Raw genomic sequence first — 13,131 nt, forward strand, 5'->3', positions numbered from 1 at the left:
TCATTCGAAGTCATGACAACGACGCCCACCCACTTCATCGCGCAGGCCATGCGCGACCCCGTCAACGCCGCCCTGCTGTCGCGCCTGCCCGGCCTCGGCCTGCCCCAGGCCTTCCTGACCGCCGGCAGCCTCTTCCAGGCGACATGGAACCATCGCTCCGACAAACCGCCCGGCTGGGGCGTGAAGGACTACGACGTCTTCTACTTCGACGACACCGACCTGTCGTGGGAGGCCGAGGACGCCGTCATCCGCCGCGTGCAGCATGCCGTGGCCGACCTGGGCGCGACCGTCGAGGTGAAGAACCAGGCGCGCGTTCACCTCTGGTACGAAGCGCGCTTCAAGTCCCCCTACCCGCGGCTGCGGTCCGCGCGCGACGGCATCGACCGCTACCTCATCGCGTGCACCCGCGTCGGCATCGATTTGGCCGACGGAACGCTCTATGCGCCCGACGGGCTCGACGACCTGGCCGCGGGCATCCTGCGCATGAACCCGCTGCTGCCGATGCGCGAGCTGTTCCTCAAGAAGGCCGGCGACTACCAGGCCCGATGGCCATGGCTTCGGGTCGTTCAGCCCGAGGCCGTGCACACCGATCGGGCAGCTACTTGCGCTTCCAGCTCGCCACGGTGATGAACACGCCCGTTTCCTTCGCATCGCGCAAGCGCACGCTGTAGCGGCCGGCGCCATCGGTGCCGTTGAACACGATTTCGCGGCCCTCCTGCTCCGGGCTCGCGCCCTTCGTGAGCTTGCGGTAAGTGTCGACCAGGCTTTCCAGGTCGGCATAGCTGCGCAGCGTCACTTCGGCGTCGGGCAGCTGCGGCTCGTTGCGCTGCGAGCGCTGGTAGTCCGTGCGCATCGGCTTGCCCGCAAGCACCTTGGGCAGCACGACCTTGCCCGCGCTCGCCGTGCTGTTCACTTCGCCCGCCGGCACCAGCAGCGGGTGTAGCGAGACAGGAAAGCCTGGCGGCAATTCGTCCTTGCGCCATCCCGGCACATCGGGTTGGCCCACGATGTACTCGACGCTGGCGATCTTCTGCGCGTCAGCGGCCTTGGCCGGGTCGTCGCTCTCGGCCATGGCCGCCAGGAAGGCCGGCAGCGTCTTGCCCCAGACGACCAGCGGTGCGGCGTCTGCCTGCCTGGCACCGGCGGGCTGGAAGATCGACAGCACCGTCTGCGGCGCCGGGTTGCACACGTCGGGCTTGTCGCGCTGCGCCGCTGCCTTGCAATGGCCGTTGACCAGCCCCAGCGCCAGCAGCTTGCCATCGGCGTCGATCAGCATCGCGGCGCGTTTCTCGCCGTGGTCCCCGCCGTTGACCGACGCGATCACCTTGCGGCCATCGGGCCACACGGTGCGCGTGATGTCGTGCCGGGAGCGCATGCCCTCGAGCACCTGTGTCGCAATGAGGCTGTCGAGGTCGGTGTAGCTGCCGCGCGCATAGCCGACCATCGCGACCACAGCAGCGCGAATGCCCGGCTGCTCGCTCAAGCGCAGCGGTGGCGCCGGCAACTCGGTGGTGACGGCCCCCGCAGCATCGGGTTGCGCGCCTTGTGCGTGGGCGCCGAGTGCGCCGGCCAGCAGCAGCGACGCGACGAGGGTCTTGGCAATCAGCACATTCATTCGGCGAGTTCCATCTCGATGTTGGTGACAGCGGGCATGCGGCGCCCGTGCGTCAGGTTGACGACAAAGGCCACGCCCTTGCTGCTGCCCGCGATGAAGCCCGCGGGGCCGTTCATGTCGGACACGAAGTCCTTGAGCGGCGGCGACAGCTGCTTGTAGAAGGCGATCACCTGTTCCTGGCTGTCGGTGGTCTGCAGGCGCATCACGCGCCCCGCCTTGGCGTTGCTCACCGTCTGCTGGTAGGTGCTGTTCAGCTGCGCGTTCGGGTACAGCGGCACCTGCGCCGGAAAGCCCTTGGGCCGCTTCGCCACACGGACCGCGGTGTGCGTGGCGTCCAGCGTGATGTAGTCGGTGCGAACGATCTTCTCGTCTTCGCCGGAGACCAGGTCGTCCTTCGGCACCTGGGTGCTCCACGTCAGCAGCGGCTGCGCCTCGGCGCGATCGACGCCGGGGCGCAGGAACACCGCCAGCTCCGCATGCTGGTCGTCGCCGCGGCAGGTCGGCGCGGCGCCGCAACCGCGGTGCGCCAGCGCGGCGGCCAGCACTTCACCGCTGCGGTCGTCGACCAGCACGGCGGCGCGCTCGGCGCCGCCGTTCATCCGGCGGTAAGACGACAACAGCCGCCGGTCACCGGGCAACGCGAGTTCCTTGCGGTGCATGGCGGCGGCCAGACCGTCGATCAGCTGTTCGGCCACAAGACCTTCTTGCCAGAAGTAGGAACCCGACGCCATGCCCGCGAAGCGCACCACGGCGCGGTCCAAAGCGGGCACCTGCACGCGTTCCGACTGACCGCCGGCGTTCAGGAACGGAATGGGCTCGGCCGCGAAGGCAGTGCCCAGCGAGGAAAGCGACGAGACGAGGAAGGCGGAAGAAAGAGCGAGGCGAAATCTGGAAGGCATCGAAGAGAGAAAAACGAGAAAAGCGAGAAGGAGCATTGCGCTCCGCGCGGGCTGCGCGCAGCCGCTGGGGGACGGATTCTAGAAGGCAGGTGCAAACCCGTGGGTCAGTCACGGTTGATCGGCAATGGCCTCGACACGTCGACGAACAGCGCGCAGTGCGCCGCAGCGCCCTGGCGTTTCAACCCTCACACCGCGGCGGCCGCGATTTCCAGTTGCGTCAATCGCCTGGCCATGCGGCCGACGAAGTTCTGCGTCACGTGCGGCAGCACGCGCTGCGAGGGCACCACGATGCCGACCTGCAGTTGGTCGAGCGCGGGCAGTTCGAAGGGGCGCCAGATCAGGTCGCCGCGTTTCAGGTCGTCGATGAACGCGATCTTCGAGAAGCACGAGATGCCCTTGCCGGCGATGATCAGCCGCTTGAGCATCGGGGTCGAATTGCAGGTGGCGGCCGGTTCCATGTCGTCCCAGAACGCGGCGAACTCGGGCGACAGCGCCGCGCTGATGACCGGGTGCGAGCTGGAGCGCAGGAACGGATAGCGCGCGCACTCCTTCAGCGACACGCTCGCATGGTTGGCCAGCGGATGGCCCGGCGGCATCACCACGCCGATCGGCAGGTTGGCCAGCGCCACCGCCGCGACGCCGCCCGGCAGCCGGCTCACGAAGGTCATGCCCACGTCGACCTGCCCCGACATCACCATCTGCGCCACGTCCATCGGCTGCACCGCGGTGATGGTGTACGTCACGGCCGGGAACACCTGCAGAAAGTCTTCCACCGCCGAGGGCAGCATCTCCTCGAAAAACGAGTCCATGGCCGCCACCTTCACGTGGCCGGTGCGCTCGCCCTTGAGCGCATCGAGCTCGGTGCGCATCACCTGGTATTCGTGCAGCGTTTCCTGCGCATGCTTCAACAGCCGCTCGCCGGCCGCATTGAGCCGCAGGCCGTTGGGCATGCGGTCGAACAGCTCCACGCCCAGCTCGTCTTCCAGCTTGTGGATCTGCCGGTTGACGGCGCTTGCGGCCACGAAGAGCCGTTCGGAGGCCTTGCGCACCGAGCCGCAGCTCGCGACCTCGATGAAGTACTTGAGGATGCTGGCATGCATCAGCCGACCCCCCCCGCCTGCAGCCGTTCACCCGGCCGCAGGCGGCATGGCGGCAATGGCCGGATGGTCGCAGGCCACGCGCCGCGCGTCGGCGCCGCCCGGCGAACCGAGCCCGCTGACGTTCGCCGCGAAGAAGTCGCGGTTGATGGCGGTGAAGTGCGCCATGTCGGGCGGCAGCCGAAGGTCTTCGTAGATGGCCTGGGTGGGGCAGGCGGACACGCAAACGCCGCAGTCGATGCATTCATCCGGGTGAATGTACAGAGTGCGCTCGCCTTCGTAGATGCAATCGACCGGACAGCACTTGACGCACGCGCCGTCCTTGACGTCGATGCAGGCGGCGGTGATGACGTAGGCCATGGCATCGAGCGGCGTTTGCCTAGCGGCCCAGCCACTGCGGCTTGCGCTTTTGCTGGAACGCCAGCACGCCTTCGTTCGCGTCTTCGGACTGCAGCGCCGCCACCAGCGCCGGCAGCCGCATGCGGTGCGCCTCGGCCGGCGACAGCGTGCCGGTGCAGCGCACCACCTGCTTGATCGCCTTGAGCGACAGCGGCGCGCAGGCCAGCAGCTGCTGTACCCAGCGGCTCACGGCCGTATCGAGCTCCGCGCGCGGCACCACCTCGTTGACCAGGCCCATCTCCAGCGCACGCTGCGCCTTCACGCGCTGGCCGGTGAGCATCATGCCCATGGCCTGGCGGTAGGGAATCTGCCGCTGCAGCAGCAGCATGCCGCCGTCCAGCGGCAGGCGGCCGACCAGCGGCTCGGGCAGGCCGAAGCTCGCTTCCTCGCAGGCCACCACGATGTCGCAGCCGAGCACCATCTCGAAGCCGCCGCCCAGCGCAAAGCCGTTGACGCGCGCGATCACCGGCACGTCCAGCGTCTCGCGCAGCGCGATGCCGCCGAAGCCGCCGGGGCGCGCCGCCGCCCAGTACTCGACGCCCTTGAGGTTCGATGTGTTCTTCAGGTCCGCGCCCGCGCAGAACGAACGCTCGCCCGCGCCGGTGAGCACCACCGCGCGAATGTCGTCGCGCGCTTCGATCTCGCTCCAGATGCGCTGCAGCGCGGCCTCGGTCGGCAGGTCGATGGCATTGAGCACCTCGGGCCGGTCGATGGTGACCGTGGCGACATGGTCGACGACTTCAAAAAGAACGCTCATGCGCCGGCCTCCTCGATCAGCGCGCGCGCTTCGGCCAGCACCTCTTCGGTGTGCTGCCCCAGCCGGGGCGGGTCGCGCCGCAGGCCGGCCTTGGCGCCCGACATCTGGACCGGGCTGGCAATGAACCTGAGCTTGCGCCCGGACGACGAACCGCCTTCGAGAATCATCGCGTTGTGCAGCGTTTGCGGGTCGACCAGTGCCTCGCGCATGTCGCGCACCGGGGCTGACAGCAGGTCTTGCGCTTCCAGCCTGGCCAGCCAGTGCTCGCGCGTGTCGCTGGCAAAGCGCTCGTGGAAGATCGCATGCAGCGCCGTCTTGTTGGCGAACTGCGCCTTCAACGTGGCGTAGCGCGCGTCCAGCGACAGGTCTTCGAGCCCCAGCGCCGTGCAGATGTCGCGCAGCGGGTTGGCCTTGAAGGCGCCCACCAGTACCAGCGGCCCGGTCTGCGTGTCGAACACACCAGAGAGCGGCATGGCGGCCCAGTTCACCTCGGAGTCTTCCATCATCACCATGGCCGCCTCCTGCATCTGCATGGCGAGCATGGAGTTGTAGAGCGACACCGCAATCTTCTGGCCTTCGCCCGTGCGCTCGCGCTGGAGCAGCGCCAGCAGAATGCCCTGCACCATGTGCATGCCGGCCGTGTAGTCGGCCAGCGCCGTCGGGTAGATGGACACCGGCACCGAGGCGTCGGCGCGACGCGCCATCACGCCGGTGAGCGCCTGCGCCAGCACGTCCTGCCCGCCCTTGTGCGCATACGGGCCGGTTTCGCCGAAGCCCGTGCCCACCGCATAGACGATGCGCGGGTTCAGGCGCTTGCAGTCTTCGTAGCCCAGGCCCAGCCGCTCCATCACGCCGGCACGGAAGTTGTTGGTGACCACGTCGGCGCCGGCAATCAGCGCCTTCACCAATTCCATCTGCCCGGCGTCGCGCAGGTCGATTTCCACGCTGCGCTTGTTGCGGTTCAGGCTGCAGAAAATCGGGTTGTCGTGGCCCGCCACGGGCGCGAAGGTGGAGCGGCTCAGGTCGCCCGCGCCCTTGCGCTCGATCTTGATCACGTCGGCGCCATGGTCGGCCAGCATCTGCGTGCAGACCGGGCCCATCATCACTTGCGTGAAGTCGATCACGCGGATGCCGTCCAGCGGCAGTGCAGCGGTGCTCATGCGGCCTCCTGGGTGAACGAACGTGCAATGGCCGGCACGTCGGCGTTCGGGCCCTTCTGGTCGCCCGGGTCGGCGCCCTGGGCGCGCAGCGTCTTCTGCAGCTTCGCGATGTCGACCTCGCGCACCGACACGCCCGCGTTCAACGCCAGCGCCGCGGCCGTGCCCGTGGCCTCGCCCATCGCCATGCAGGGCGGAATTTCGCGCGATATTTTCTGCGCGGCCGAGGTGGCCGAGTAGTGGCGCCCGGCCACCAGCAGGTTCTCCACGCTGCGCGGCAGCAACGTGCGATAGGGGTAGTAGTAGTCGCGGCCCCGCGCCACGCTGTCCTCGAAGCGCGTGCGCTGCGCCACGTCTTCCTTGGTCATCACGTAGGCGCCTTCGAGCAGCCGCGTCTGGCGGATGCCGGTCTGCGGCGCCATGTCGATCAGCGTGCACTTCGCAAAACCCGGCAGCCTGGCGCGCACGAACTCGATCACCTTGTGGATGGTGGCGCGGCCCTGCACCTCGGCACGCGTCAGGTCGCTCACCTTCAGGCCGTCCAGGCCCGGCATGTGCGGGCAGTTGCACCACACCACGCCCGGCAGCGGCGTCTTGAGCCACCAGGCGTCCCACGCGCCGCCCAGCATGTGCTTGATCTCGCGGTCCAGCGCCTGCCAGGCCACGGGTTCCTCGCGCTCGAAGCGCTCGGCCTCTTCGGTGTCGACCGCGCCCAGGCGGAACACGGTGGTCACGATGTAGCTGCCGCTGATGTGCGGCGCGCCGGCCGAGGCGGCCACGTCGAGGTCGCCGGTGGTGTCGATCACCACCTTGCCCAGGATGGCCTCGCGCCCGCCCTTGGTCTCGCAGACCACGCCCTTCACCTTGCCGTCTTCCACCAGCGTGCGCGAGAACCACGAATGCAGCCGCAGTTCGATGCCGGCCTGCTGCACCATCTCCAGCGAGGTGCGCTTCCACGCGTCGGGGTCGAAGGCGGCGGCGAAGCAGATGGGGTGCGGCTTCTCCTTGCTGTGGAAGTCGTAGGTGCCCCAGCGCTTCCAGCGCCGCACCGAATCGGGCAGCGTGCCCCAGTCCTGCTGGCGCGGGTACTCGGCCAGGCCGAGCGCGGACATGCGCTCGATCATCTCCAAGCAGATGCCGCGCACCGAAATCTCCTGCTGGTGGCTGTCCCACATGTCGTCCAGCACCAGCACCATCCCGCCCGAGGCCAGGCCGCCCAGGTGGTTGTAGCGCTCCAGCAGCGTCACGCTCGCGCCGTTGCGCGCGGCGGCCAGTGCCGCGGCCTGCCCCGCGGGACCGCCGCCGACCACCACCACGTCCGATTCGGCCGCCACGCGCACGTCGTGCGCGGGCTCTTGCATCCAGTCGCCAATACGGCTCATAGAACTGTCTCCTTTAGAAATGTCGGGGTGCGGCGGCACGCGGGCCGCCACTTGTTGGAAGTGCGGCGGTGCTCAGTGCACGCTCTCGGGTTGCCAGCGAATGACCCACTTCTCCGCCAGGGTGACCAGCAGGAAGAACAGGCCCGACAGCGTGGCGCTCATGACGATCGCGGCGTAGAGCAGCGGCGAATCGAAGTTGAAGGTGGCCTGCAGGATCATGGCGCCGATGCCCACCGTGGCACCCACCCACTCGCCCACCACCGCACCGATCACGCACATCGACGCCGCGATGCGAAGGGCCGAGAACAGGTAGGGCAATGCGTTCAGCAGCCGCAGGCGAAAGAAGATCTCGGTCTTGCTGGCCGACAGCACGCGCATCAGCTCCATCGCCTGCGGGTTGACCGACTCCAGCCCGCGCACCATGTTCACCAGCGTCGGAAAAAAGCACACCAGCGCAGCGATGGTGATCTTCGGCTCCATGCCGTTGCCCATGATGAGCACCAGCACCGGCGCCTTGGCCACCAGCGGCACGGCGTTGAACATCAGCACCACCGGAAAGAAGATGTCCTGCAGCGTCTTGTTGTGCACGAACACCGTCGCCACCGCAATGGCCGCGAGGTTGCCCAGCACGAAGCCGCCGGCCGCCTCCATCGCGGTGGGCAGCAGGTTGTCGAGCAGCACGGCGCGCTTGGCGTAGAGCGTCTCCAGCACGGCCCACGGCGTGGGCGCGATGAAGGGCTTGACGTCGAACACGACAATCACGGCCCACCACAGAAACAAGAGCCCGACGATGCCCAGCGCCGGCAGGATGCGCCGCCGCCACAGGCGCTTTTGCCGCGCGGCGGCCCAGGCCTGGTACTCGGGGTCCAGCGGTGCGGTGAAGGCGCCGGGCACGGCGGTGTCGAGGGAGCGTGTGTTCATGGCATCGGCCTCAGCAGGTTTCCAGCACGCGCCGCAGGTGGCTTGTGAGGCGAACGAATTCGGGGGTCTCGCGCATCTCGAGCGTGCGCTCGGCGGGCAACTCCACCGGCACGATCTCGCGCACGCGCCCGGGGTTGGCCGCCAGCATCAGCACGCGCTGGCCGAGGAAGGCCGCCTCGTGGATGCTGTGCGTGACGAACAGAATGGTCACGCCGGTGTCGCGCCACACGCGCAATATTTCTTCGTTGAGCCGGTCGCGCGTGATCTCGTCGAGCGCGCCGAAGGGCTCGTCCATCAGCAAAATCTTCGGGTCGCTGGCCAGCGCCCGGGCAATCGACACGCGCTGGCGCTGGCCGCCCGACAGCTCATGCGGAAAGGCGTGCGCGCGGTCCTTCAGGCCCACCAGTTCGAGCAGCTCCTGCGGCGAGCGGCGGCCCTTGCGGCTCGCACCGCCGCCCACCTGCAGCGGGAGCTCCACGTTCTGCAGCGCGGTGCGCCACGGCAGCAGCGCCGCGTCCTGGAACACGAAGCCGATGTCACGGTTCTTGCGCGCGGCCTGCGGCGTGGACGACAGCACCTCGATGTGGCCGCGGCTGGGTTGCAGCAGGTCAGCCACCACGCGCAAGAAGGTCGACTTGCCGCAGCCCGAGGGGCCCAGCAGCGTGAGGAACTCGCCGTGCGCCACGTCGAGGTCCAGGCTCTGGATGGCGGTGACGTCGCGGCGCTCGGTGAAGAATCGCACGCCGATGTCGCGGCACGCAATGGCCGGTGCGGGTGAACGGGCTGGGTCGAGAACGGCGGCCATCGTGTCAGCCCTTCATCGCCCGCGCGGCAGCGGTGGCCTTGAGCGGGTCGAGCGAGATCACATCTTCCACCTTCGGCGTGCGTGCGGTGAACTGGCCCAGCTCTGCATAGGTGGTGATCTGCTCCTGCCACACGGCCGGGTCCATGGCGCCCCAACCCTGCGTCTGCGCGGCGCCGCCGAACGCGTACTCGAGCATCACGTCGACCGCCACGCGCTCGTCTTCGCGCTGGAGGTTGGGATACTCCTTCACCAGCATGTCCACCGACGCATCGCGGTTGGCGCGCACGTGGTGCCAGCCCTTGGCGGTGGCACGCAGGAAGGCCTCGATCACCTTGGGCTGAGTCTCCAGCGTCTTGGTCGATGCGTAGTACGGCAGCGCATAGAGGCGCACGCCCGCGTCCCACTGCGTGAGCGTGGCGATGTCGGGACCCAGCACCTTGATGGCGGTGGTGTTCGTGAGCCAACCCGTCACCACGTCGACCTGGCCCGTGAGCAGCGGCGACATGTCGGCGCCGATGGAGACGATCTTCACGTCCTTCTCGGCGATCTTGTTCTTCGCGAGCAGCGCGCGCAGCAGGATGGCGGCCGTCGACGGAATGCCCACGCGCTTGCCCACCAGGTCGGCGGGCTTGCGCACCGGGTTCTTCGCCAGCGAGAAGTAGGTGTACGGATGCTTCTGCGCGCCCACCGCGAAGCACTTGATCGGCAGGCCCTGCGACACGGCCAGCATGATCGACGGGCTCGACGACACCTGCCCGACCTCGTAGCGGCCCGAGGCGATGATGGCCACGCCGTCGATGTTGGGACCGCCCGGCTGGATCGCGAAGTCGATGCCTTCCTGCTCGTAGAAGCCCATGCGCTTGGCGACCACCTCGCCGATCTGGTTGCCCCCGACGATCCAGCCCAGCTGCATGTTGATGCGCGCCTTGCCCTGCGCGAAGGCGTCCACGCTGAGCAGGCCGCCAGCGGAGAGCCCGCCGGCGATGAGGGACGTCTTCAGGAGACTTCGGCGACCGGGGTCGCGCAGGTTGGCCATGGCGGATTCCTTGTGGATGCGATGAGGTGAACGGATGCTAGGAGCGCGCGGCGAGCGCACCAAGCACCGTTTTTCGCAACGGGTGACCTAAAAAATAGGTCCCCTTGCGTCGCCCCAATGACATCGCGGTGCACGCGGCGCGCGGGCGTGCACCACATTCGGGAAAACGTGCATCGCCGGTGCACGCCTTTCGGTTGCCGCGGGCCGGAAATCCCGGTCGCCGCGCTAGAACAGACCTTGCTGCGAGGTCGTCAGCGCCATGAAGCTCTCCCCCATGGGCTGGAGGATCGCGTCGGCAATCGGCTGCAACTGCTTGCTCAGGTAGTGCTCGTAGTCGATGCGGGCATGGCGTGTTTCCAGCGGCTCCGGCCCGTTGCGGGTCATGACGTATTGAATCCAGCCACCGCTCTGGTACTGCATGGGTCGCCCGACGCTGGCGTTGTACGCGTCGGCGATGCGCGCGGCGCGCACCTGCGGCGGCACGTTGACCAGGTAGGCATCGAGCGGGTGGCGCAGGCGCTTCCTGTAGATGAGCAGGTCGTCCTTGGCGCCGGCCAGCGTGGCGCGCGCGTAGTCGGTCACGAACGCCTTGTAGGGCTCGCCCTGGAAGATGCGCGACAGCAGCCCCTCCTGGAACTGGCGCGCCAGCGGCGTCCAGTCGCTGCGGGCCATCTCCAGGCCGCGGTAGACCATCTCCTCCTTGCCCGAGGCATCGGTGCTCAGGCCCGCGTAGCGCTTCTTGCTGCCCACGTCCGAGCCGCGGATGGTGGGCATGAAGAACTTGCTGTAGTGCGTGTCGAACTCGATCTCGAGCAGGTTCTCCAGGCCCTGTTCTTCGCGCAAGGTGCGCGTCCACCAGCCGTTGATGTCCCGCGCCAGGTCGGCCGCGACGGCGTGCGCTTCCGCGTTGGCATGGGCACGCCCCAGCCAGATGAAGATGGAGTCGGTGTCGCCGTAGATGGCCTCGTAGCCCCGGCGCTCCACGAATTCGCGCGTGAGCTTCATCATCTCGTGGCCGCGCAGGGTCACGGCGGACACCAGCTGCGGATTGAAGAAGCGGCACTCGGCCGCACCCAGCACGCCAGCGAAGGAGTTCATGAGCAGCTTGAGCGCCTGGGACAGCGGCGCGTTGCCGACCCGCTTGGCTTCGTCGCGGGCGCGCCAGAGCGTGGCCACGATTTCGGGCAGGCAATGCTTCTCGCGGGAGAAAACGGTGCCTCCAGGCCCCTTGACCCGCAGGGCCGGGTCGCCGGCGTTCGCACCTTCCATCAAGCCCACCGGGTCGACCAGGAAGGTGCGGATGATCGACGGGTACAGGCTCTTGTAGTCCAGCACCACGACGGAGTCGTAGAAGCCCGGTTTCGAGTCCATCACGTACCCGCCGGGGTAGGCCTTGCTCGCGATCTCACCCACGCTCGGCGCCACGTAGCCCAGGCGATGCATGCGCGGCAGGTAGTGGTGGCTGAACGCCGCAATGGAGCCGCCGAAGTGGTCGGCCTGCAGGCCCGTGGCGTGGGCCCGCTCCATCACGAACTGCAGCAGCTTCGCCTTGTCGAAGATGCGCAGCACCAGCTCGCAGTCGCGGATGTTGTAGCGCGCGAGCGCGGGCTTGTCGTGCTGGTAACGCCGCTCGATCTCGGCCATCTTGTCGTACGCGTCACCGATGGACTTGCCCTCGCCGAGCAGCGTTTGCGACACGGTCTCCAGGCTGAACGAAGGAAAGCTCCACACCGCGGCCTTGAGTGCGTCGATGCCGTCGATGACCACCCGCCCGGGCATGGGCGCGAACAGATAGCCCTGCTTGCCGGGGTGGGTGCGCCATGCGATGGGCCGCCGCTCCCGCCCCAGGAGCAACTGCGCCCCGCAGTCGTCGGCTGTTTTCTGCAGCACGCGCAGGTCGAACTGGATGACGTTCCAGCCGATGAGCACATCGGGGTCGTTGCGCTCGAACCAGTCGTTGAGCCGCTCGAGCATGGCCTTGCGGGTCGGGCAATAGACGAGGGCGAAGTCCATGGGCTCGTCCGGCTCGCAGGGCGAATCCGGTGGCGGCTCGCCCAGCATGAAGACCACGCGCTCCGGCGTGCCGTCCAGTGCAATGGAATAGAGCGCTTCGTCCTGGCTGGTCTCGATGTCCAGCGACACCACCTTCAGCACGGGCCGGAATTCGGGCGCGGGCTTGAGCTTGCAGTCGACGAGGGTGGCGCCGTTGGCCAGACCTCCCTCCACCCGAACGCCGGCCGTGATGAACCGCTCCATCAGGTAGCGGTCGTGCGGGCGCACGTCGGCTTCGAGCACGGGAATGCCCTGCGGCTGCAGGGCGCGTGCCAATCGGCCGAGCTGGCGGAAGTGCGTCGCATAGATGCCGACGACGGGGTCCTGCTGGAAGGTCTTGAGCTCCAATTCGCGCAACTGCATGCCCGGCATGGCCGCGAGCTGCGCCTGCACCGCGGCCCGGTGCCGCGTGGCGACGAAGGCGACGCAGGTCTGCGAGGTCAACAGCACTTTCACCGGACCTGCATCGGTGGCCAGCCAGTATTCGATTTCGGTGCCGGCAGCAGCATCGCGCCAATGGCGCGTGAGGATGAAGCCCTTGAGTTCGGTGGATGACACTAGCGCCCGCCTGCGCCCTCGATGTCGTGCGCGAACTTCTGCAGCAGCCGCACCAGGTCCTCGAATTCCTGCGGCTCCCACTGGTCGAAGATGGCGCGCCCCAGGCGTTCGCGCGCCGTGTCCACGGCATCGGTCATCACCTTGCCCTTCGGCGTCACGATGGCCTGGCGCACGCGCCGGTCGTGAACGCCGCCCTGGCGCTCGACCAGGCCCAGGCTCTCCAGCTTCGCAACCTGCCGGCTGACCGTCGTGTAGTCGCGCCCCACACGGTCGGCCAGTTCGACCACGCCGATCGGTCCCACCCGCTCGATGCCCACCAGCAACGGAAACAAGGCGCGATCGAGCGAAATGCCCGCTTCGCGCACCATCGCCTCGTCGCGCTGCGGGCGGTTCATGACGCTCACCACGGTCAGCAGCGCACCGTGCAACGCGCGCAGTTGCGTCGACATATGT

The 13,131-nt window shown here is 68.0% G+C and carries 13 protein-coding genes; 1 reads left to right on the forward strand and 12 read right to left on the reverse strand.

Going from position 1 to position 13,131, the window contains the following annotated elements; all coding sequences use genetic code 11:
- Positions 1-12: 12 nt before the first annotated feature.
- Positions 13-627 (forward strand): nucleotidyltransferase family protein, encoded by a 615-nt coding sequence (locus ACSFA5_RS03645; RefSeq protein WP_435442644.1) that lies wholly within the window; start codon positions 13-15, stop codon positions 625-627.
- Here ACSFA5_RS03645 and ACSFA5_RS03650 read toward each other — a convergent pair.
- From ACSFA5_RS03650 to ACSFA5_RS03705, 12 genes are all read right to left on the reverse strand, one after another.
- Complete coding sequence (locus ACSFA5_RS03650; RefSeq protein ID WP_435442645.1) at positions 599-1,615, reverse strand: hypothetical protein; 1,017 nt, start codon at positions 1,613-1,615, stop codon at positions 599-601. The genes ACSFA5_RS03645 and ACSFA5_RS03650 overlap by 29 nt on opposite strands.
- A complete protein-coding gene (locus tag ACSFA5_RS03655) occupies positions 1,612-2,514 on the reverse strand; it encodes a hypothetical protein (protein ID WP_435442646.1) in 903 nt (300 codons plus the stop codon). The genes ACSFA5_RS03650 and ACSFA5_RS03655 overlap by 4 nt, the downstream gene beginning before the upstream one ends.
- Before the next feature lie 185 nt (positions 2,515-2,699).
- On the reverse strand, positions 2,700-3,614 hold the full coding sequence (locus ACSFA5_RS03660) for a LysR family transcriptional regulator (protein WP_435442647.1): 915 nt from the start codon (positions 3,612-3,614) through the stop codon (positions 2,700-2,702).
- A 27-nt stretch (positions 3,615-3,641) separates the two neighbouring features.
- Positions 3,642-3,971 carry a ferredoxin gene (fdxA, locus tag ACSFA5_RS03665; protein ID WP_435442648.1) on the reverse strand — a complete coding sequence of 110 codons (330 nt, stop codon included), beginning with the start codon at positions 3,969-3,971 and terminating at the stop codon, positions 3,642-3,644.
- Positions 3,972-3,990: 19 nt separating this feature from the next.
- A complete protein-coding gene (locus ACSFA5_RS03670; protein ID WP_435442649.1) occupies positions 3,991-4,767 on the reverse strand; it encodes an enoyl-CoA hydratase-related protein in 777 nt (258 codons plus the stop codon).
- Positions 4,764-5,927: a CaiB/BaiF CoA transferase family protein gene (locus ACSFA5_RS03675; RefSeq protein ID WP_435442650.1), complete on the reverse strand. Its 1,164-nt coding sequence runs from the start codon at positions 5,925-5,927 to the stop codon at positions 4,764-4,766. Before ACSFA5_RS03675 ends, ACSFA5_RS03670 begins: the two co-directional genes overlap by 4 nt.
- Entirely contained in the window at positions 5,924-7,306 is a 1,383-nt protein-coding gene (locus ACSFA5_RS03680; RefSeq protein ID WP_435442651.1) for an FAD-dependent oxidoreductase, read from the reverse strand. The genes ACSFA5_RS03675 and ACSFA5_RS03680 overlap by 4 nt, the downstream gene beginning before the upstream one ends.
- A 72-nt stretch (positions 7,307-7,378) precedes the next feature.
- Positions 7,379-8,227, reverse strand: coding sequence for an ABC transporter permease (locus ACSFA5_RS03685; RefSeq protein WP_435442652.1), 849 nt, complete (start codon positions 8,225-8,227; stop codon positions 7,379-7,381).
- A gap of 10 nt (positions 8,228-8,237) precedes the next feature.
- On the reverse strand, positions 8,238-9,032 hold the full coding sequence (locus ACSFA5_RS03690) for an ABC transporter ATP-binding protein (RefSeq protein ID WP_435442653.1): 795 nt from the start codon (positions 9,030-9,032) through the stop codon (positions 8,238-8,240).
- A 4-nt stretch (positions 9,033-9,036) separates the two neighbouring features.
- The gene (locus ACSFA5_RS03695) at positions 9,037-10,068 is read right to left on the reverse strand and encodes an ABC transporter substrate-binding protein (protein ID WP_435442654.1); all 1,032 of its coding nucleotides are present in this window, start codon (positions 10,066-10,068) and stop codon (positions 9,037-9,039) included.
- 225 nt (positions 10,069-10,293) lie between these two features.
- Positions 10,294-12,678: a DNA polymerase II gene (locus ACSFA5_RS03700; RefSeq protein ID WP_435442655.1), complete on the reverse strand. Its 2,385-nt coding sequence runs from the start codon at positions 12,676-12,678 to the stop codon at positions 10,294-10,296.
- On the reverse strand, positions 12,678-13,127 hold the full coding sequence (locus tag ACSFA5_RS03705; protein WP_435442656.1) for a MarR family winged helix-turn-helix transcriptional regulator: 450 nt from the start codon (positions 13,125-13,127) through the stop codon (positions 12,678-12,680). Before ACSFA5_RS03705 ends, ACSFA5_RS03700 begins: the two co-directional genes overlap by 1 nt.
- Positions 13,128-13,131 lie beyond the last annotated feature (4 nt).

It is taken from the genome of Variovorax monticola (genome assembly GCF_051216855.1).
In the GTDB taxonomy this organism is placed as follows: Bacteria; Pseudomonadota; Gammaproteobacteria; order Burkholderiales; family Burkholderiaceae_C; genus Variovorax.